Source organism: Variovorax sp. EBFNA2 (assembly GCF_033802765.1).
In the GTDB taxonomy this organism is placed as follows: Bacteria; Pseudomonadota; Gammaproteobacteria; order Burkholderiales; family Burkholderiaceae_C; genus Variovorax; species Variovorax paradoxus_H.
In genome coordinates, this window is the sequence record NZ_CP138496.1 from 3,533,019 (window position 1) to 3,552,620 (window position 19,602).

At 65.7% G+C, this 19,602-nt stretch carries 22 protein-coding genes and 1 riboswitch; of the genes, 14 read left to right on the plus strand and 8 right to left on the minus strand.

What is annotated here, in order from left to right:
• The first annotated feature begins 5 nt into the window (after positions 1-5).
• Both RZE79_RS16560 and RZE79_RS16565 read left to right on the plus strand, forming a co-directional pair.
• Positions 6-1,073 carry a P1 family peptidase gene (locus RZE79_RS16560; RefSeq protein ID WP_319355456.1) on the plus strand — a complete coding sequence of 356 codons (1,068 nt, stop codon included), beginning with the start codon at positions 6-8 and terminating at the stop codon, positions 1,071-1,073.
• Between the two features lie 11 nt (positions 1,074-1,084).
• On the plus strand, positions 1,085-1,903 hold the full coding sequence (locus RZE79_RS16565) for a M55 family metallopeptidase (protein WP_319355457.1): 819 nt from the start codon (positions 1,085-1,087) through the stop codon (positions 1,901-1,903).
• Positions 1,904-1,936: 33 nt separating this feature from the next.
• Here RZE79_RS16565 and RZE79_RS16570 read toward each other — a convergent pair whose 3' ends face one another.
• Positions 1,937-3,526 (minus strand): methyl-accepting chemotaxis protein, encoded by a 1,590-nt coding sequence (locus tag RZE79_RS16570; protein ID WP_319355458.1) that lies wholly within the window; start codon positions 3,524-3,526, stop codon positions 1,937-1,939.
• A 422-nt stretch (positions 3,527-3,948) separates the two neighbouring features.
• Between RZE79_RS16570 and RZE79_RS16575 the strand changes: the two genes are divergently transcribed.
• From RZE79_RS16575 to RZE79_RS16605, 7 genes are read left to right on the plus strand one after another with little or no spacing between them, the layout of a single operon-like run.
• On the plus strand, positions 3,949-5,727 hold the full coding sequence (locus tag RZE79_RS16575) for a nitrite/sulfite reductase (RefSeq protein WP_153284045.1): 1,779 nt from the start codon (positions 3,949-3,951) through the stop codon (positions 5,725-5,727).
• A complete protein-coding gene (locus RZE79_RS16580; protein ID WP_319355459.1) occupies positions 5,724-6,119 on the plus strand; it encodes a DUF934 domain-containing protein in 396 nt (131 codons plus the stop codon). The genes RZE79_RS16575 and RZE79_RS16580 overlap by 4 nt, the downstream gene beginning before the upstream one ends.
• Positions 6,120-6,136: 17 nt before the next feature.
• Positions 6,137-6,769, plus strand: a complete 633-nt coding sequence (locus RZE79_RS16585; RefSeq protein WP_319355460.1) for a phosphoadenosine phosphosulfate reductase family protein — start codon at positions 6,137-6,139, stop codon at positions 6,767-6,769.
• 32 nt (positions 6,770-6,801) lie between these two features.
• Positions 6,802-7,755 (plus strand): sulfate adenylyltransferase subunit CysD, encoded by a 954-nt coding sequence (gene cysD, locus RZE79_RS16590; protein WP_099789718.1) that lies wholly within the window; start codon positions 6,802-6,804, stop codon positions 7,753-7,755.
• Positions 7,755-9,092 (plus strand): GTP-binding protein, encoded by a 1,338-nt coding sequence (locus RZE79_RS16595; protein WP_319355461.1) that lies wholly within the window; start codon positions 7,755-7,757, stop codon positions 9,090-9,092. The genes cysD and RZE79_RS16595 overlap by 1 nt, the downstream gene beginning before the upstream one ends.
• A gap of 43 nt (positions 9,093-9,135) precedes the next feature.
• Entirely contained in the window at positions 9,136-9,465 is a 330-nt protein-coding gene (fdxA, locus tag RZE79_RS16600) for a ferredoxin FdxA (protein ID WP_056580277.1), read from the plus strand.
• Positions 9,423-10,499 (plus strand): NAD(P)/FAD-dependent oxidoreductase, encoded by a 1,077-nt coding sequence (locus RZE79_RS16605; RefSeq protein ID WP_319355462.1) that lies wholly within the window; start codon positions 9,423-9,425, stop codon positions 10,497-10,499. Before fdxA ends, RZE79_RS16605 begins: the two co-directional genes overlap by 43 nt.
• Here RZE79_RS16605 and RZE79_RS16610 read toward each other — a convergent pair.
• Complete coding sequence (locus RZE79_RS16610) at positions 10,486-11,796, minus strand: aminotransferase class III-fold pyridoxal phosphate-dependent enzyme (RefSeq protein ID WP_319355463.1); 1,311 nt, start codon at positions 11,794-11,796, stop codon at positions 10,486-10,488. The two genes, RZE79_RS16605 and RZE79_RS16610, sit on opposite strands and share 14 nt — an antisense overlap.
• 110 nt (positions 11,797-11,906) lie before the next feature.
• Here RZE79_RS16610 and RZE79_RS16615 point away from each other — a divergent pair, with 110 nt between their 5' ends.
• The gene (locus tag RZE79_RS16615) at positions 11,907-12,647 is read left to right on the plus strand and encodes a TetR/AcrR family transcriptional regulator C-terminal domain-containing protein (RefSeq protein WP_319355464.1); all 741 of its coding nucleotides are present in this window, start codon (positions 11,907-11,909) and stop codon (positions 12,645-12,647) included.
• A 21-nt stretch (positions 12,648-12,668) separates the two neighbouring features.
• On the opposite strand, the gene RZE79_RS16620 is transcribed toward RZE79_RS16615, so the two are convergent.
• Positions 12,669-13,445 (minus strand): enoyl-CoA hydratase, encoded by a 777-nt coding sequence (locus RZE79_RS16620; protein ID WP_319355465.1) that lies wholly within the window; start codon positions 13,443-13,445, stop codon positions 12,669-12,671.
• 138 nt (positions 13,446-13,583) lie between these two features.
• Between RZE79_RS16620 and RZE79_RS16625 the strand changes: the two genes are divergently transcribed.
• Together RZE79_RS16625 and RZE79_RS16630 are read left to right on the plus strand one after the other, a co-directional pair.
• On the plus strand, positions 13,584-14,039 hold the full coding sequence (locus RZE79_RS16625) for a MarR family transcriptional regulator (RefSeq protein WP_319355466.1): 456 nt from the start codon (positions 13,584-13,586) through the stop codon (positions 14,037-14,039).
• Positions 14,040-14,149: 110 nt separating this feature from the next.
• Positions 14,150-14,255, plus strand: a riboswitch (TPP riboswitch).
• Entirely contained in the window at positions 14,254-15,867 is a 1,614-nt protein-coding gene (locus tag RZE79_RS16630; RefSeq protein ID WP_319355467.1) for a recombinase family protein, read from the plus strand. Its footprint overlaps the riboswitch before it by 2 nt.
• Before the next feature lie 10 nt (positions 15,868-15,877).
• On the opposite strand, the gene RZE79_RS16635 is transcribed toward RZE79_RS16630, so the two are convergent.
• Positions 15,878-16,066 carry a hypothetical protein gene (locus RZE79_RS16635; RefSeq protein WP_319355468.1) on the minus strand — a complete coding sequence of 63 codons (189 nt, stop codon included), beginning with the start codon at positions 16,064-16,066 and terminating at the stop codon, positions 15,878-15,880.
• Positions 16,067-16,136: 70 nt separating this feature from the next.
• Between RZE79_RS16635 and RZE79_RS16640 the strand changes: the two genes are divergently transcribed.
• Positions 16,137-16,520 carry a hypothetical protein gene (locus RZE79_RS16640; protein ID WP_319355469.1) on the plus strand — a complete coding sequence of 128 codons (384 nt, stop codon included), beginning with the start codon at positions 16,137-16,139 and terminating at the stop codon, positions 16,518-16,520.
• Between the two features lie 177 nt (positions 16,521-16,697).
• Positions 16,698-17,783 (plus strand): hypothetical protein, encoded by a 1,086-nt coding sequence (locus RZE79_RS16645; RefSeq protein ID WP_319355470.1) that lies wholly within the window; start codon positions 16,698-16,700, stop codon positions 17,781-17,783.
• A gap of 135 nt (positions 17,784-17,918) precedes the next feature.
• On the opposite strand, the gene RZE79_RS16650 is transcribed toward RZE79_RS16645, so the two are convergent.
• The 4 genes from RZE79_RS16650 to RZE79_RS16665 are packed head-to-tail and all read right to left on the minus strand — an operon-like array spanning position 17,919 to position 19,594.
• Positions 17,919-18,284: a hypothetical protein gene (locus RZE79_RS16650; RefSeq protein WP_319355471.1), complete on the minus strand. Its 366-nt coding sequence runs from the start codon at positions 18,282-18,284 to the stop codon at positions 17,919-17,921.
• Positions 18,284-18,877, minus strand: coding sequence for a glycoside hydrolase family 19 protein (locus RZE79_RS16655; protein ID WP_319355472.1), 594 nt, complete (start codon positions 18,875-18,877; stop codon positions 18,284-18,286). The genes RZE79_RS16650 and RZE79_RS16655 overlap by 1 nt, the downstream gene beginning before the upstream one ends.
• Positions 18,877-19,182 (minus strand): hypothetical protein, encoded by a 306-nt coding sequence (locus RZE79_RS16660; protein ID WP_319355473.1) that lies wholly within the window; start codon positions 19,180-19,182, stop codon positions 18,877-18,879. The genes RZE79_RS16655 and RZE79_RS16660 overlap by 1 nt, the downstream gene beginning before the upstream one ends.
• On the minus strand, positions 19,172-19,594 hold the full coding sequence (locus tag RZE79_RS16665) for a hypothetical protein (protein WP_319355474.1): 423 nt from the start codon (positions 19,592-19,594) through the stop codon (positions 19,172-19,174). The genes RZE79_RS16660 and RZE79_RS16665 overlap by 11 nt, the downstream gene beginning before the upstream one ends.
• Positions 19,595-19,602: the final 8 nt, after the last annotated feature.

The window sequence follows — 19,602 nt, forward strand, 5'->3', positions numbered from 1 at the left end:
TCTTCATGGCCTCGACGACCTCCCTGCCCTTCATCGGCACCCTGCCTGCGGGCACACGCGACGCCATCACCGACGTCGCGGGCGTCACGGTCGGCCACCGCACGCTGGCCGACGGCCCGGTGCAGACCGGCGTGACCGTGATCCGCCCGCACGCGGGCGACCCGTTCCGCGACAAGGTGCCGGCCGCGGCCGTGGTGCTCAACGGCTTCGGCAAGAGCGTGGGGCTGGTGCAGCTGGCCGAGCTCGGCGTGCTGGAAACGCCGATCGCGCTGACCAACACCTTCTCGGTCGGCACGGTGGCGACGGCGCAGATCCGCGACTGCGCCGCAGCCAACCCCGAGACCGGGCGCGCGCTGCCCACGGTGAACCCGCTGGTCTTCGAGTGCAACGACGGTTTCCTCAACGACATCCAGCGGCTGGCCGTGACCGAGGCCGACTACCTGCAGGCGCTGGCCGCCACCGATGCGGACTTTGCGCAAGGCTCGGTCGGCGCGGGGCGCGGCATGTCGAGCTTCCAGCTGAAGGGCGGCATCGGCAGCGCATCGCGTCGCGTGGCGATGGCCGACGGCGCGACGTACACGGTCGGCGCGCTCGTGCTCGCAAACTACGGGCGCCAGCCTCAGCTGGTGCTGGCCGGCCATGCGGTGGGCGAACGGCTCGCGGCCCTGCAACAACAAGCATCGACGGAAGCGTCGGAGCCCGAGAAGGGCTCGATCATCATCGTCGTCGCCACCGATGCGCCGCTCGACGCGCGCCAGCTGCGCCGCCTCGCACTGCGCGCGGGCGCGGGGCTGGCCCGCACGGGCTCGGTCTTCGGCCACGGCAGCGGCGACCTCGTGCTGGCGTTTTCCACGGCCTACACCGTGCCCGACCGCGCCGACCGGCCCATGCCGGCCGTCGCGATGCTGCACGACACGCTCCTCGACGGGCTGTTCCAGGCTGCGGCCGACAGCACCGAGCAGGCCATTCTTCATGCGCTGTGGCGCGCCACGCCCGTCACGGGCCGCGATGGCAACCACCGCGCCGCGCTCGGCGAGCTGCTGCCGGCGTCTTCCCTTTCACCTCTCGCCTGAAACACACGTCCATGAAAGTCCTGATCTCCACCGACATCGAAGGCGTGGCCGGCGTCTACCACCACGAGCAGGCGCGCCAGGGCAACCCCGAGTACGAACGCGCCCGCGTGCTGATGGCGCAGGAAGCCAACGCCGCGATTGCCGGCGCGTTCGACGCCGACGCCACCGAGGTGCTGGTGAACGACTCGCACGGCGGCTTTCGCAACATGCCGCCCGACGTGCTCGATGCGCGCGCCCGTGTCGTGCAAGGCAAGCCGCGCTACCTCAGCATGGTGGCCGGCGTGGAAGAAGGCGTGGACGCGCTGTGCATGGTGGGCTACCACTCGCGCGCGCAGGGCCGCGGCATCCTCGCGCACACGATCAACAGCTTCGCCTTCGCGAGCATCTCGCTCGGCGATCAGGAACTCGGCGAGGCCGGCCTCTACGGCGCGTTGGCCGGCGAGTACGGCGTGCCGGTCGTGATGGGCAGCGGCGACGACGTGTTCATCGCCGAGAACCGCGCGCTCTTTCCGCACGCGACCTTCGTGCAGACCAAGAAAGCGACCGGCTTCAACAGCGGCGTGTCGCTCTCGCCCGAGCAATCGCGCCAGGCAATCCGTGCTGGCGTGATCGAAGCGCTGGCCGCGCCTGCCAACGCCCGCCCGCTGGTCTTCAAGGGCCCGCAGATCGTCACGCTGCGCACCCAGTCGCCGATGATGGCCGACCTGTTCTGCCAGTGGCCAAGCTTCGAGCGCGTCGATGGCGTCACGCTGCGCTTCAGCGCCGACTCGGTGGAAGCCGCCGTGCGCATGCTGAACTGCTGCTCGGCGATGTCGGCGATGCTGCGCTGACGCTTTCTCAGGCTCGCTTTCCCGAGCTCGCTCTTATCCGGCGTAGCCCAGGGCCAGCGCCGCACGTCGGCCGCCCTGTTCCAGCTTGAACCCGCCGACGATTTTCGACAGGCTGCCCGCCTGCTCCTGAAGCGACTGGGCCGCCGCCGAAGCCTCTTCGACCAGCGCCGCATTCTGCTGTGTCGCCTGGTCCATTTGCGTGATGGCCTGGTTGATCTGCTCGATGCCCGAGGTCTGCTCCTGGCTCGCCGCACTGATCTCGCCCATGATGTCGGTCACGCGCTTCACACTGCCGACGATCTCGTCCATGGTGCGGCCGGCATCGGCCACCTGCCGGCTGCCCTCTTCGACCTTTTCGACGGAGTTGCCGATCAGCGTCTTGATTTCCTTTGCGGCAGCGGCCGAGCGTTGCGCCAGGCTGCGCACTTCGGAAGCCACCACCGCAAAGCCCCGACCTTGATCGCCGGCACGGGCCGCTTCGACGGCCGCGTTCAGCGCCAGGATGTTGGTCTGGAAGGCGATGCCGTCGATCACGCCGATGATGTCGACGATCTTCTTGGACGAGGCGTTGATCGAGCCCATGGTGTCGACCACCTGCGACACCACGCTGCCGCCCTTCACCGCCACTTCCGACGCGGACGTCGCCAGCTGGTTGGCTTGGCGCGCGTTGTCGGCGTTCTGCTTGACGGTCGAGGTGAGCTCTTCGATCGACGCGGCGGTCTGCTCCAGCGCGCTGGCCTGTGCTTCCGTGCGCGACGACAGGTCCTGGTTGCCCATGGCGATCTGCGTGCTGGCCGTCGAAACGGTCATCACCACGCCGTGCACCTGCAACAGCGAGCCTTGCAGGGCCGAGCGCATCAGGTCGAGCGCGTGCAGCAGGCGGCCCGTTTCATCCTTGGCATAGCTAGCCTGCGGCGCACCCGTCAGATCCATGTCGGCGATGGACTGCGCAATGGCTTCGGCACTGCGCAGCGGGTGCGTGATGCTGCGGGCCAGCAGCCAGGCCAGCAGCGCGCCCAGCACCAGGCTCACGGTGGAACAGACGATCAGCAGCGTGCGTGTCTGCGCCTGCAGGTCGTTGGCACGGGCCGCGGCGGCATCGAGTTGTTCGCGCTGCATGTCCACCACCTGCTGCACGCCAGCCAGGTAGCTGGTGGAGGTGGGCTGGAACTGGGCGTCGAAGGCGCGGTTGGCGCCTGCCAGGTCGCCCGTCAGCTTGAGCTTGCTTACTTCTTCCCGCGACGCCAGGTAGGCCTTGCGCAGGTTGCCGACCTTCTCGAACAGCTCGCGCTCCGCGGGCTTGACCAGCTTGGTCTCGATGAATTTCTGCAGCTCGTTGGTGTCCTTGATCGACTTGGCCGTGGCGGGCGCGAAGTAATCGATCAGGCTGGCGTCGCTGCTCTTGGCGATGGCGGCCGCGCGCTGCACGCCCGAGGTGGTGTGGCGCAGCCAGTCGGAGCCCGCGCGCTCGGTCTTGACGTTGTCCTGGATCATGGCGTCGATCTCCAGGCTCAGCTGCTGCAGCTTCAGCACCGCGGCGACGCTGGTGGCGAGAAACAGCGCCAGGATGGCGCCCAGCACGAGGGCGAGGCGCTTGCCAATTGAGACATTGCTCAGGAACATGATCGGACTCCAGAAACTCAAGGGGAACGGAACGACGGCGCAAGGCATGGGCAGCGCCGTCGAAATCGGGAAAAAAGAGCGGCACGGTGGCGGCTCTCCATGGCTGGATATCGGCAGGCCGGGTGAAAACTTTAGGCAACGTCCGCCACAACGTGCGGCGGCCGATCGCACGCCTGCCCGAACCTCGTTCTGTTCCTAGAATTCCCGGGTCGGCCAGCCTCGCATGGGCGGCCGCGCCTTATCCGGAATAAGCATCCAATCGTCCGGAAACCCGCATGGATGCTGGTGAATATGCTTATCCGGATAAGGCGCGAACCAAAAAATAGTTTGTTTCCATAAGGCCCGCTTTCAGAATCTCGGCTTCTTGCTGGGGCGCCCCGTTTCACGATCGGCACCGCACTTCCTCAAGACACACACGCACGATGTACCAATACACAGAATTCGATCGCCAGTTCGTTCACCAACGCGCTGCCCAGTTCCGAGACCAGCTCGAGCGCTGGCAAAAGGGCCGCCTGCACGAGGACGAGTTCCGCCCCCTGCGCCTGCAAAACGGCTGGTACGTGCAGCGCTACGCGCCGATGCTGCGCGTGGCCGTGCCGTACGGCGAGCTGTCGAGCAAGCAGCTGCGCGTGCTGGCCCGCATCGCCCGCGAGTACGACGAGCCCGAAGCCGAGGTCTACCGCAAGGCCATCGAGATCCAGGGCCAGCTCGGCAGCCACAAGCTGCCCACCCACTACGCCCACTTCACGACGCGCCAGAACGTCCAGTACAACTGGATTCCGCTGGCCAAGTCGGCCGACGTGATGGACCTGCTGGCTTCGGTCGACATGCACGGCATCCAGACCAGCGGCAACTGCATCCGCAACATCACGAGCGACGAGCGCGCCGGCATTGCCGTCGACGAGATCGCCGACCCGCGCCCGTTCGCGGAAATCATGCGCCAGTGGAGCACGCTGCACCCCGAGTTCGCGTTCCTGCCGCGCAAGTTCAAGATCGCCATCACCGGCGCCACCGAAGACCGCGCCGCCACCGGCTGGCACGACGTGGGCCTGCACGTGGTGAAGAACGAGGCCGGCGACATCGGCTTTCGCGTGCAGGTGGGTGGCGGCATGGGCCGCACGCCGATCATCGGCACCGTGCTGCGCGAGTTCCTGCCCTGGCAGCAGATCATGAATTACCTCGAAGCGGTGATTCGTGTCTACAACCGCTATGGCCGCCGCGACAACATCTACAAGGCGCGCATCAAGATCCTGGTGAAGGCCGAAGGCCAGCGCTACATCGACGACGTCGAGGCCGAGTACAAGCAGATCATCGAGCACGACGGCGCGCCGCACACCATCACGCAGGAAGAGTACGACCGCGTGGCCGCCTCCTTCGTGCCGCCGACGCTGGCCACCCGCGTGCTGCAAAGCGCCGAGAAGACCGACGCCGAGCTGCGTGCCTTCGCCGCCGACGACGTCATGTTCGCGCGCTGGCTGGCCCGCAACGTCGACGCCCACAAGAACCCCGCGCTGCGCGCCGTCACGCTGTCGTTCAAGCGCCTCAAGCAGGCGCCCGGCGACGCCTCGGGCGACCAGCTCGACACCATCGCCGAGCTGGCCGACCGCTTCTCGGCCGGCGAAGCCCGCGTGACGCATGACCAGAACATCGTGCTGCCCTGGGTGCACGCCGAAGACCTGCACGCGCTGTGGCTCGCCGCCCGCGCCGCCGGTTTCGCCAGCGCCAACGTGCAGCTGCTGACCGACATGATCGCCTGCCCCGGCGGCGATTTCTGCTCGCTGGCGAACGCCCGCTCCATTCCCATCGCTGAAGCCATCACCGAGCGCTATCAAGACCTCGACGAGCTCGACGACCTGGGCGAGATCGACCTGCACATCAGCGGCTGCATCAATTCGTGCGGCCACCACCACAGCGGCCACATCGGCATCCTGGGCGTCGACAAGGACGGCAAGGAGTGGTACCAGGTCACCCTCGGCGGCTCCGACGGCTCCGCGCTCAGCGGCGCACCGCAGGCCGGCAAAGTGGTCGGCCCCTCGTTCTCGGCGGCCGAAGTGCCGGGCGTGATCGAGGCCGTGCTCACCACCTACCGCGACACCCGCGAAAACGGCGAGACCTTCATCGACACCCTGCGCCGCGTCGGCCCCGACCCGTTCAAGGCCGCGGCCAACGGTGCGCGATTCAAGGTGGAGGAAGCAGCATGAAAAAGACTCTGAACATCCTGGCCGCCGAAGACCACATCGACGACGGCGACCCGAAGGTTTTGCAACTGGCCAACGATGCCGACCCGCTCGCCATCGAGGTCTGCCTGGCCGACATCGAACGCATCGACCTGCACTTTCCGAAATTCACCGACGGCCGCGCCTACAGCCAGGCCTTCCTGCTGCGCCGCCGCCTCGGGTTCACGGGCGACATCCGCGCCACGGGCGACGTGCTGATCGACCAGCTGGTGCAGATGGAACGCACCGGCTTCTCCAGCGCCGTGCTCAAGGAAGGCGTGGACGCCTCCGACGCACAGCGCCAGTTCGACCGCTTCGCCGCGTTCTACCAGGGCGACGCCGTGAAGACCGCGCCGCACTTCGTGGCCGGCGCCTGAGCAGACAAGAGAGTCCCATGAGCATCGCAACCGACATCGACTTCGCACGCATCAACACCGAACTCGGCCGCAACGCCGACGGCCTGGTGGACTGGGCCGTCGGCCTGGGCCAGCCCGCGATCATCACCACCAACTTCCGACCGTTCGAGGCCGTGATCCTGCACATGGTCACGCGCGCCAAGCGGGACGTTCCGGTGGTCTGGATGGACAACGGCTACAACACCGAGGCCACCTACCGTTTTGCCGACGAGGTGACGAAGCTCCTGGGCCTGGACTTGCACATCTACCTGCCGCGCCGCTCGCGCGCGCACCGCGAAGCGGTCGAAGGCCCGACGCCGGCGCTCGACGATCCGCGCCACGCCGCCTTCACCGAAGAAGTGAAGCTGGAGCCCTTTGCCCGCGCGCTGCGCGAAACGGCACCCAAGGTCTGGTTCACCGCACTGCGGGCCACCGACACGGCCGTGCGCGCGCAGATGGACCCGGTCAGCGTCAACCCGGACGGCCTCATCAAGGTGGCGCCGCTGCTGCACTGGTCGTCCAAGGAACTCTACGAATACTGCGAAGCCAACGGCCTGCCCAACAACTTCGATTACGTGGACCCGACCAAGGGCGAAGACAACCGCGAATGCGGCTTGCATCTGTCGCACTGAACGATCGATCTCCGCCTCCAGGACCCCATCCGATGAACGCCCGTACCGAAGCCGACCTGCTGCAGCCGCCCATGCATTCACCCGCGAACCTGTCCAACACGCACCTCGACGCGCTGGAAGAAGAAACCATTTTCATCCTGCGCGAAGTGGCTGCCGCCTTCGAGCGCCCCACCCTGCTGTTCTCGGGCGGCAAGGATTCGCTGGTGCTGCTCAAGTGCGCTGAAAAAGCCTTCGGCGTCGGCCGCATTCCCTACCCGCTGCTGATGATCGACACGGGCCACAACTTCCCCGAAGTGACGGCCTACCGCGACCAGCGCGCGCAGGAACTGGGCGCCGAACTCATCGTGCGCAGCGTCGAAGACTCGATGAAGCGCGGCACCGTGCGCCTGGCGCATCCGGGCGAATCGCGCAACGCGCACCAGTCGGTGACGCTGCTCGAAGCGATTGAAGAATTCCGCTTCGACGCGCTGATCGGCGGCGCCCGCCGCGACGAAGAAAAGGCCCGCGCCAAGGAGCGCATCTTTTCGCACCGCGACGCCTTCGGCCAGTGGCAACCCAAGGACCAGCGCCCCGAGTTGTGGACGCTGTTCAACACGCGCCTGGCCCCGGGCGAGCACTTCCGCGTGTTCCCGATCTCGAACTGGACCGAGCTCGACGTGTGGCAATACATCGAGCGCGAGAACATCGGCCTGCCGTCGATCTACTACACGCACAAGCGTGAAGTGGTCGAGCGCCGCGGCCTGCTCGTGCCCGTGACCGAACTCACGCCGCCGCGCGACGGCGAAACCGTGCAGGTGCGCGACGTGCGCTTTCGCACCGTGGGCGACATCACGACCACCTGCCCGGTCGAGAGCCTGGCCGCAGGCGCGGGCGACGTGGTGATCGAAACGCTGACGGTCGACGTCAGCGAGCGCGGCGCCACGCGCATGGACGACATGACTTCGGAAGCTTCGATGGAGAAGCGCAAGAAAGACGGATATTTCTGATGAGCACGACGACGGCAACCCTCGACACCAACGCCCTTCACGGCGACACCGGCACCGCCCTGCGCTTCATCACCTGCGGCTCGGTCGATGACGGCAAGAGCACGCTCATCGGCCGCCTGCTGGTGGATAGCAAGACCGTGCTGCAGGACCAGCTGGCCGGCGTGCAGCGCGGCGGCGAAACCGACCTGGCCCTGCTGACCGACGGCCTCTCGGCCGAGCGCGAGCAAGGCATCACGATCGACGTGGCGTACCGCTACTTCTCGACCGCCAAACGCAAGTTCATCATCGGCGACGCGCCGGGCCACGAGCAGTACACGCGCAACATGGTCACGGCCGTCTCGGCCGCCGACGCGGCCGTGGTGCTGGTCGATGCCACCAAGCTGGCCTGGGCCGCTGAAGTGGAAGACGGCACCGTGGTCAAGCGCGAGCTGCTGCCGCAGACGCGCCGCCACACGCTGCTCGCCAACCTGCTGCGCGTGCAGTCGATCGTGTTCGCGGTCAACAAGCTCGACGCCATCGACGACGCCGGCCTCGCCTTCGAGCGCATCTCGACCGCGCTGAACGCCTTTGCCGAAGCGGCGGGCGTGAAGGTCGCGGCCATCGTGCCGATCTCGGCCCTCAAGGGCTGGAACGTGGCCACGCGCCACGCCGACTGGGTCGGCTACGACGGCCCGAGCCTGCTCGAGCTGCTCGAAGACCTGCCCGTGACCGCCCCTGACGAAGACGTGCCCTTCGCCTTCCCGGTGCAGTGGGTCGAAAAATTCTCGGCCTCGGCCGACACCTCGCAGGGCCGCCGCGTGTTCTGGGGCCGCGTCGCCTCGGGCCATGTGGAGCCCGGCCAGCGCGTCACCGTGCTGCCGAGCAACCAGACCGCCACCGTGGCCCAGGTGCTGAGCCACACGCGCCAGCCCCAAAGCGTGCATGCGGGCCACAGCGCCGGCATCGTGCTCGACCGCGAGCTCGACGTGTCGCGCGGCGACTGGCTGCTGGCGCCCGAGGCCTTCGAGCCCGTGCGCGAGATCACCGCCACCGTGGCCTGGCTCGACGACGAGCCGCTGGTCGCGGGCCGCGTGTACTGGGCGCTGCAAGGCCATCGCTGGGTCAAGGCCAAGGTGGCGCGCATCGTCGATCGCGTGAACATCACGACGCTCGAGTCCGAGCCGGCGACCCAGCTCGAGGCCAATGCCATCGGCGATGTGGTGCTTGCGCTGCAGCAGCCGCTGGCCGTTCTGCCCTTCGCCCAATCGCGTGCGCTGGGGTCGCTGGTGCTGGTCGATACGGCCTCCCATCGCACCGCCGCCGCCGTGCTCGTGCAGACACCCGCCGCAAAGGCCTAAAATCTAGGGTTTTCCAGCCCCTTCTCCTGACGCTACAAGACAAATGACCCACGTCGTCTCCGAAGCCTGCATCCGTTGCAAATACACCGACTGCGTGGACGTTTGCCCCGTCGACTGCTTCCGCGAAGGTCCCAACATGCTGGTGATCGACCCGGACGAATGCATCGACTGCGCTGTCTGCATCCCCGAATGCCCGGTCAATGCGATCTACGCCGAGGAAGACCTCCCGGCCGACCAGCTCGCCTTCATCAAGCTCAACGCCGAGCTGGCTCTGGCCGACGGCTGGAAGAGCATCACCAAGCGCAAGCCCGCCCTGCCTGAAGCCGAGGAGTGGAAGGACAAGACGGGCAAGATCTCGGAGCTCGTGCGCTGAGCCAGGCGCCCGCACCGATCGAGACCGACGCGCTGATCATCGGCGCCGGTCCGGTCGGCCTGTTCCAGGCCTTCCAACTGGGCCTGCTCGAGATTTCCTGCCACATCGTCGATGCGCTGCCCGCCGCGGGCGGCCAGTGCGTGGCGCTGTACGGCCACAAGCCGATCTACGACATTCCCGGCACCCCGGTCACCAGCGGGCGCGATCTGGCGCAGTCGCTGCTGCAGCAGGTGGCGCCGTTCAAGCCGCAATTCCACTTCGGCGAGCAGGTTTCTACGCTGGCCCGCCAAGCTGACGACCGGCTCTTGCTGACCACCTCGACTGGCACCGCCTTCCTCGCGAAGACGGTGTTCATCGCGGCCGGCGTCGGCGCCTTCGTGCCCAAGCGCATCACCGTCGACGGCATCGCGCAGTTCGAAGGCTCGACGCTTTTCTATCACCCCGATTCGCTCGACCGCTTCGCCGGCCAGACGGTCGTGGTCAATGGCGGCGACGACATCGCGCTGGAAACCGCCATCGCCCTCACGGCCATCGCCAAGCAGGTGACGCTGGTCCACCGCCGCGACGGCTTCCAGGCCGACGAGGCGAACGTGACCGCCATGCGCGCCCTCGTGGCCGACGGCAAGCTGGCCTTCCGGGTCGGCCAACCGAGCGCCTTCGATGGCAAGCAATTGCAGATCACCACGCCCGACGCCACCACGGTCGACCTGCCGCTCGACGCGCTGGTCGCCTGCCTGGGCATTTCGCCGCGCCTCGGCCCCATCGCCGACTGGGGTCTCGAACTCGAACGCAAGCAGGTGCCCGTCGACACCGAGAAGTACGAAACCCGCGAGCCCGGCGTGTTCGCGGTGGGCGACATCAACACCTACCCGGGCAAGAAGAAGCTCATCGTCTGCGGCTTCCACGAGGCCACGCTGGCCGCCTGGGGCGCCGCCGCACGGGTGTTCCCCGGCAAGGCGATCCCGCTGCAGTACACGACCACCAGCACGCGGCTGCACGAGCTGCTGGGCGTGGCCGGTACTACCCCGCGCTGAGCACCGGCCGGTAGGCCTCGATGAAGCTGCCCACGGCAGCAACATAGCGGTCGATATCCTCCGCCGACAACGGCAGCGAGAGCACGACAAATCCACGCGGCGAGGTATAGATCCCCTGGCTCAGCAAGTGGAAGAACAGCAGCTGCCGCAAGCGCCCGTCCACCGCCGCCAGGTCGGCCACGCGCCGCACCTCGCCCCGCAGGAAATGCGCATTCATCAACGAGCCCACGCCGGTGAACTGCATCGCGACGCCTTCGCGTTCGCAGAGTGCGTTGAGCCCTGACCGCATCGCCTCGCCGCGCTCGGCCAATGCTGCCGCCGCCTCGGGCGTGAACAGCTGCGTGAGGCCTGCATAGCCGGCCGCCATCGTCATCACGTTGTTGTTGAAGGTGCCCGAATGCGCGAGCGCGCCGGTGCGCGGATCGAACTGCGCCATCACGTCAGAGCGCCCGCCGAACGCGCCGAAGGACATGCCGCCGCCGATGTACTTGCCCAGCGTCGTGAGGTCGGCGCGGATGCCCAGGCCGTTCGCGAGACCATGCGGTCCGAGCCGCGAGGTCATCACCTCGTCGAAGATCAACAGCGCGCCGACCCGCGTGGCCCCGTCGCGCAGTGCCTGCAGGAACTCGCGCCCGCCCGGAATGCAGCCGCTCGCGCCCTGCATCGGCTCGACCAGGATCGCGGCGATGTCTGCTGCGTACGCGTCGATCTGCGCGCGCGCCGTGTCTGCATCGTTGTACGGCAGCACGAGGAAATCGAAAGGCACGGTCGTCGGCGACGGCTGGTCGCCGAAGCCGAGCACACCGCCGTGGTAGCCGCCCGAGAACACGACGATCTTGCGTCGCCCCGTGAAGCGCAGCGCAGCCGTGAGCGCCATCAGGTTCGCCTCCGTGCCCGAGTTGGTGAAGCGCAGTTGCTCGACCTGCGGAAAGCGCTCGCAGATCGTCTGCGCGAGCCGGCCTTCGAGCAGGTTGTGGCCCGTGAGGTTGATGCCGCCCTGCATCGCCTCGATGACGGCATCGCGGATCTCGGGCGCCGAGTGGCCGTAGACGCCGGCCGTGTACTCGGCGATGAAGTCGGTGTACGGATGGCCGTCCGCGTCCCAGAGCGTGGCGCCCTCGCCCTTCGCGATGGTGAGCGGGAACGGCGCGTAGAACAGCACCGAGCGGCTGTTGGCGCCGGGCATGTAGCGCGTCTGCGCCTCGAAGCGGCTGAGGCTCAGCGGGTTGCCGTCGGTGAAGCGTTGATGGGCCTCGGCAAGGGCTTGGTCGATGGCGGTATCGGCGGCGGTCGTCATGGGAGACATCCTTTGGGTTGGGGTGCGCCTGGGTTGGCGCGCCCAATTGATCAATGCTCAATTAATAATATTTATACAATCAATTCACCCGCTGCACAATGCGCGCATCCATGAAGAAAAAAGCCCCCGAGCCTCGCCCCCGAACGGCCGGCCGCCCCGCCGGCGGTGCGGCGCTGTCGAAGCAGCGCATCGCCGAAGCAGCGCTGGCGCACATCGACGCGTTCGGCCTCGGCGCCTTCAGCATGCGCGAGATCGCGGCGCAGCTCGGCGTGTACCCGGCCACGGTGCACTGGCACGTCAGCACGCGCGAAGCGCTGCTCGCCGAGGTTGCTGCCACGGTCATGGCACAGGTCACGCCGCCCAAAGGCACGCTCGCCTGGCAGGCATGGATCGCCGAGCTGTTCCACCGCTGCCGCGCGGCGGTGCGGCAGCACCCGAACGTGGCGCAGCTGCTCGGGGCGCAGCTGGTGTCGAACGGCAGCCTGCCGACCGAACTGGTCGAAGGCGTGCTGACGGCGCTGACCGAGGCCGGCTTCGACGGCGAACCGCTGCGGGAGGCCTACAACTGCGTGATCGCCGCGATGCTGGGCTTCCTGACGATGGAGTTCTCGCCGCTGCCCGCCGACAACACGCAGGCCTGGGCCGAAGAGCTGCGCGAGCGCGTCCACACGATCCGCCCGCTCGACCACCCAGTGCTCGCGCGCCACCTGCCGCAGTTGGCGAACCAGGCCTTCATCCTGCGCTGGGACAACGGCACCACCGTGCCGCTCGACAGCAGCTTCGAGCGGCACATCCAGATCACGATCGACGGGTTGGAGGCTTTCGCGCGCAGGCTCAAGCCGGCGCAGTGAGCGGGCGCCGAGCGGTCGTCGCTACGCCGCAGTCTTCGAGAAGTCGGGAGCACGCTTCTCGGCGAACGCCGTGAAGGCTTCGCGTGCTTCGGGACTCTGGAGGCGCTCCACGAACTGTGCGCCTTCGAGGTCCATCTGGGCTGCAACGGACGCGCCTTGCTTCATCAGACCCTTCGTCGCCTTCAACGAGCCCGCGGCCCGGGCGGCGAGAAGCTCGGCAATCTTCCGGGCCTCGCCATGCAGGTCCGACACCGGCACGACCCGGTTCGCGATGCCCCAGGCCAGGGCCTGCGCAGCGGACACCGGCATGCCCAGCGCGAACATCTCGTAGGCGCGCACATGGCCGATGCGGGCAGGCAGCAGGAGGCTCGACGCCGCCTCGGGAACCAGCGCCAGGTTGACGAACGGCGTGGACAGCAGCGCATCTTCAGCCAGCACCACGAAGTCGCAGTGCAACAGCAAGGTGGTCCCCACCCCGACCGCGCGCCCGTTGACCGCCGCGATCAGCGGGCGTGTCGAACTCGCCAGTGCACGCAGGAAACGAGCGACATGGCGTTCTTCGTTGCCGGCCTTCCCGGCAGCCACGGCGGCGAATTCGCCCAGGTCGTTGCCCGAGGTGAACATGCCGCCTTCGCCTCGAATCACGATGGCCCGCACGGACGGGTCGCTCTCGGCGCCTGCGATGGCATCGGCCAGGCGGCCATACATCGCATTGGTCAGTGCGTTCATCTTCTCCGGCCTGGCCAGCGTGAGGGTCAGGACACCCTGGGTGGATTCGACGATCACGTGTTCGGTCATAGGTTCTCCTGGTTGCCCGCTCGCACCGTGCGAGAGGGGTGGAATTTAATTCGCATGCAAAGTATATGCTTCGCGTGCGAAATAAAATGCAGATAAGATGTAACCTGCAGCGCCTTCGCCCTAGGCCACAGGAATCCGATGAAAGCTCAAAAAAAATACAGGCTGGTGTTTCTTCTGAACGTCGCCCAGCGGGCGGTGCAGCGATGGAAAGAAACCCGCGGCGACGCCCTGCCCGCGTTGTCGGCAGCCCAGGCCGGCACGATGTTCTTCCTGTCGGCCCACGACGGTGCCTTGACGGGAGAAGTCGCACAGGCACTGAACATCGGTGCCCCGGCCATGTCCGGCCTTGCCGCGCGGCTCGAAAAGGCCGGCTACCTGACCCGCGCGCAAGACCCGAACGACGGGCGCGCATTCCGCCTCTACCAGACCGAGGAAGGGCGGCTTGCCGGACAGCGTGCAAAGGCCGGGCTCGGCGCGTTGAATGCACGGCTGACCCAAGGCTTCAGCGACGAAGAAATGGAAGTCGTCGGCCGGTGGCTCGAATCGGTGGTCAAGAATTTTTCCGCCGAGGGCGCGGGAAAGCACGAGGAATAGGTCCTCGGTCGCGGCACGCCGCCGGTGCGGCGGGTGCAATGCCCGCCGTGGCCGGATTCTTCCGTGCGCAGGAACTTTTCGGTGCGTCTGCGACACACGCGCCTAAAATGACATCTCGCTAGGGGTGCTGCGCCGGTTTCGACCGGTGTGGCTGAGAAAGTCCCTTTGAACCTGACTGAGGTAAGCCTCACGCACGCAAAGTAAACTGCGCCGAATGACGGCCAAGGTTTACAGCTACATGCGGTTCAGTGACGCCCGCCAGGCAGGCGGCGCCAGTTCTGAGCGTCAGGGCGCCTACGCTGCAGCGTGGGCACGCGAACACTCCCTCCTCCTCGACGAGACGCTCTCGATGCGCGACGAAGGCCTTTCGGCCTTCCACCAGCGCCACGTCAAGAAGGGCGCGCTCGGCGTCTTCCTGAAGGCCGTCGAGGACGGCAAGGTGCCCGCCGGCTCGTACCTGGTCGTTGAAGGCCTGGACCGCCTCTCGCGCGCCGAACCCATCCAGGCGCAAGCGCAGTTGACCGCCATCATCTCGGCCGGCATCTCGGTTGTCACGGCCAGTGACGGCAAGGTCTACAGCCGCGATCGGCTCAAGGCCAATCCGATGGACCTGGTCTACAGCCTCCTGGTGATGATCCGGGCGCACGAGGAATCCGATACGAAGAGCAAGCGGGTGCGCGATGCGATCCGCCGGCAGTGCCAGGGATGGATCGCAGGCACGTATCGCGGCCTCATTCGCTATGGCAAGGCCCCGGGTTGGCTGCACGTGGTCGACGGCCGCTGGGAAGTGATTCCAGAGCGTACCGAAGCGATCCGCACCGCCGTCGACATGTTCCGCCGAGGTCTGGGCACTGGCCACATAGCCAAGACGCTCCACGACGCCGGCCTGTCGATGAGCGCAGGCATGCCGACCTCGGGCCACCTGGTGCGCTTGTTGGCCAACCCCGCGCTCAAGGGAGAGAAGCACCTGGTGCTCGAGCCGGACACGCACGTGCTCGAGGGCTACTATCCGGCCGTCATCGATGCAGACGTCTGGAACGAGCTGCAGCAACTCGTGGGCCTTCGAAGCCGGCGGCACGTTCGGGGTCAGATCCCGTCGCTGCTTACTGGCTTTGGCGTGGCCGTGTGCGGGTACTGCGGCTCGCCGATGAAGAGCCAGACGATGGCGAACAAGCGTCGCAACAATGGCACCTTGGCCGACGGCCACCGGCGGCTGCAGTGTGTTCGCGTCAACAGCGGCGAAAGCTGCGCGGTGAAGGGCTCTTGCTCATCCGCCCCGATCGAGCGTGCACTGATGCGCTACTGCTCGGACATGGTCAATCTCCAATCGCTGTATGAGGGCGATCGGGGCGCGCTTCCTCGCAGCGAACTGGCGGTGGCATCAGCCCGGCTGCAGGAGATCGAAACGAAGCTCGAGCGCATTACAGAGGCGCTGCTCGAGAGCACAGAGGGCGCGCCGACGACGTTCATCCGCCGAGCTCGTGAGCTCGAGGCCGATCGTGATCTTGCACGCAATCAGGTCAAACTTGCCGAGCGCGCCATGGCCGAGGCCGCGCGGTCAGATCTGACCGGGGCCGACGAGCGTTGGAAGGCGCTCATCGAGGGCGTTGAAAACTTGGACTACGAGGCGCGCATGCGAGCGCGCCAGCTCGTAGCCGACACCTTCGAACGAATCGTCGTGTATCACAGAGGAATGCGGCCGGCCGCCGGCAAGAACTCCATCGACGTCATCTTGCAGGCAAAAGGCGGCACTGCCCGACAGCTGCGAATCACCGCAGACAACACGCTCACTGCGTGGGACGAAGTCGCTTCCACAGCCAGCCTCTGACGCAGGCCGGCTAGTCGGCTTGGTGAAGCGGCCGCAGCCAGTCGAGCGCGGCCGATCCCGGGTCCATCGCTCGCAGGCGCGGATCGCGTGCCAGGTCGCGGGCGACCTCCTCGAGCTGCTCAGGGTCGACGGTATGCCACTGCCGCTGCAGCCGGTGGGCGCAGGCCGCTACCCACAGCTCTTCTGGAACGTTTTCCATGACCGAAATACTACTGTATATTTAAACAGTGTATTGCGAAGTCTTCAGATACCACTACGAGGGCGCGGCATTGCCCACCAAGGAGGCGGTGCGGAACACCCGCAGGGTCGGCGAGTTCGTCTACATGGAGCGTATCCACGACCCTCGGCCAGGCCGCAGCCTGATGCTGGCCATGCTTCTCGCGGACGACCGGCAGACCTACCTCGTCCCCGCGCTCGATCGCGCGCAGATCTACCAGGTGCGCGGCGGCATATGCGTCGACGGGCTCGAGGTGATCCCGCGCGGCCGTGGCAGCAAGAACATCAAGTCGGATGACTACCCTCAACGATGGTTCTGCCGACCGGTGCCACGACCGGCCGCCAGCTGTGCTGCTGGCGTGCGCCTCGAGGCGCGTCGGCATGCCGAGGACATCAGCGCGGCACTCAACCGCTGGCCGACCCGACGGACATCCTGACCCGCTGGCCGGCAAGGCTCTTAACGATGCAGGTGGGCCGCATGGAACGAAATCCGACCATCCAAAGCCCGCATCGCTCAGCTGAGCAAACGAGAAGAATCGAACTCGGATACAGCGTTAAGATTTGTTGCTGAGATAACAAGTCGCGTTTGCACAGGGCGCCTCCAAAAGGAAAATATGGAATCCACAGAGCTGGGAGCGTTAAGAGCTTCACTTGCCGAAACCCAAAAGGCGCTTGCAGCGTTTTTTAGGCGAGAAGGCCCAGACGCCGGAAATCCTCGACAACTGGTTCAACTCTGGGGAGCCTTTACCTTTGAAATTGAAGGGGATTTAACCAATCTTGAGATGTACATCCCATCAGAAGATGCTCAAGAAATAGTAAATCATCTTAGCCTGATAAGGGCAGCAGCAGCAGACGTTCCGTCCGGTTCAATGGAAGAGTCTCAAGCTTACCAAGCGCTGGGACAACTAATTCAGTTAGTGCAAAAGAAATGGAATATTACAAGCACAGCCGCAAAAGCAAGGCTTTCGCAAACACTTAAGCTAGAAGAGGAAACGCAGGGACTTCGCTATCGACTCGCGCAGCAAATTTCGGACTTAGAATCCGCGCAGGTAGACTTAGCAAAATTTCTATCTCAAGCAAAACTCGAAATATCTTTATTAAAATCCGAACTCGCCAAAAGCAGTACAGATTTTGCTGCAACTATAGATAGATATCTGGCTCAAGAGCCGCGCCTCAACGATGTACTTGGAAAATCCAGCAAGGTTGGCCTTTCGGGTGCATTTAGTGCTCGAGCACGCCGTCTCTCGTTAGCGAAGTTCGGATGGGTACTCCTACTGGGCGCCTCGCTTGTGGCTATGTACTGCACTGGAAACTCCTTAATCTCGGCTCTACAAGCGGAAGTGAAATGGCCACAACTTCTCGTGCGATCTCTTCTTTCGTTACCGCTGGTGTGGGCGGCGTGGTTTGCTGCCAGGCAATACGGATACGCATCTCGACTTCAAGAGGATTACGAATTCAAGGTTGCATCTGCCACCTCGTATGAGGCATACAAAAAAGAGGCAACTCAAATAAACGAGGAGATGAAAATAAAATTAATGGAATCGGCCATCCAGACGTTCTCAGAAAACCCGCTTAGGATATACAACATCCCCAGCGACCCCGGAACTCCACTCCAAGAAGTCATGGAGAGCTTCTCGAAGTTGGACAAGGTTATCGATGCAACGGCGAAATGGCGGAAGCCGGCACCGGCGGCAGATTAGATTGCTTTGAAGATCCCGCAAATGGCCCACTAGGGCTCTATTTGTAAAGCCTCAACCGCGCGCAAAGCCCGGTCTCGGCACACGCGGTATTCCTGAATCGTGGCTAGTGCCCAATGCAGCAGCGTCTTGCCTGAGCTATCGGGCACCGGCGGCAGGTCCGGGCACGGCTGACGCAGGCTCGCCTGCAGGTTCACGTCCGGCGATCGCGTCGTTGAGGATGCGCAGCCCGTCATCGTCGAAGCAAGCATCGCGATACACAGGGCGCTCGACAATGCGGTCGACCTGCTGAGTGCGGTAGACATAGCGGATCTGTTCCTTGGCTTTGAAGGTTTCGTGTTTTGCAGCGGCCTCGTCGCCGCGCTCGATCTTTTTGACTTGGTCACGCGACGCCGCACGCGAGCGGTCCAGCTCGGCCGAGTCGTAGCGCCAGGCCTGCGTCTTCCAGCCACCGCCAAAGCCCAAGACGAGGCCCAGCAGCGCGATTGCGACGTAGCGGTACATCAGCCCGCCCCCAGCACCCGCAGGGCCGTGGTGCGCAGGCTCATGGTCTCGGCCAGCTGCAGTCGTGCGGGGCCGTTGACCTTGCCGCGGATCTCGTACATGTCGCCACGATCGGCGGCCGGGTTGAGCTTCTTGAACTCGGCCCAGAACCAGCACGCTGTCGCAGCGGCATGCTCGGGCAGCGACACGAGGCTGGGCTTGCCCACGTAGTCGAAGCCGAGCGCGGCGCCGGCGGCGGCGTAGGCATCGAGCCAGGTCAAATGCAGCAGTCCTCGGCCGTGATAACCGCGATACCGCAGCTCGCTCAGAGCGTCCGGCCGGCGCACGTAGTCTTCGGCTCGGTGCTTCCCTCCTTTTGCCGCAACGAAGAGGCTCGGGAAGATCAAGCGCAGGCGATCGGCGGTTCTGTAGTTCAGGTCCTCTTCCACGGCCGCGAGACGCTGCGTCTCTGCCGCCACGTTCGCCAGGAATGCCGCCGAGCGTGCGCAGGTGTCGATCTCGAAGCGCTCCATCTGCACCGTCAGGTGCCCGGCGTATAGGGCTGCAGCACCGGGCGTCGAGCCCGTGCAGCGCGCGAGTGTGTTTGCGTCCATCATTTGTCTCCGATAGGTGTGTGGTCGGTGCGGGTTTCGAGCGGTGGCCGCGTGCGCCAACGGCCCCAGCTGGTGAGCAATCCCACGAGGACCGCGATCGCAAAGGTCATCCCGGTCCAGCCGGGGAACTCGCCTGTCCAAGGCGACACGCCGAACATGAGTGCGCCGGCGCCGAGGGCCGAGTACTTGATTCGGACTCCTCGCCGGGTGTTGATGTCGGTCAGCCGCAGCCGGCACAGGCTCACGCCTGCGATGCCGAGGCAGACGAGCAGCGTGACGGTTGCAAAGATGTATTCACGAGCCATTGCCGTCTCCCGTCTTGTGGTCGCTGGCCCTCGCGCGGATGAGCACGTCGACCAGCATTGCGACCTTGCGCGCGATCCACTGGCCGATCTGCGGCCAGCGGTCACCGATCAGCCCGATCCCAAAGGCCATCGGGCCCAGAAGCCAGTTCACCTCGACACCGGGGAGGTACTTGTTCGCGACCACCGCGAGCGGCACCGTGAACAAGATCGCTGCGCAATTGGCCGCGAGAAAGAACCGCAGACCTTCTGCGCGCGTCGATGACGGACGCTGGCCGAGGCGAAAGTACGCGCCGAGCGTTGAGCCGAGCAGGATCACAAGGTACGGCCCAACCACGGCCGCGACGGCCGGGCTGAACACGGCCGTCGCGAACAGGATCAGCACCGCCACCGGATCAAGGTTTGGCTGGTTCATGAGCCTCC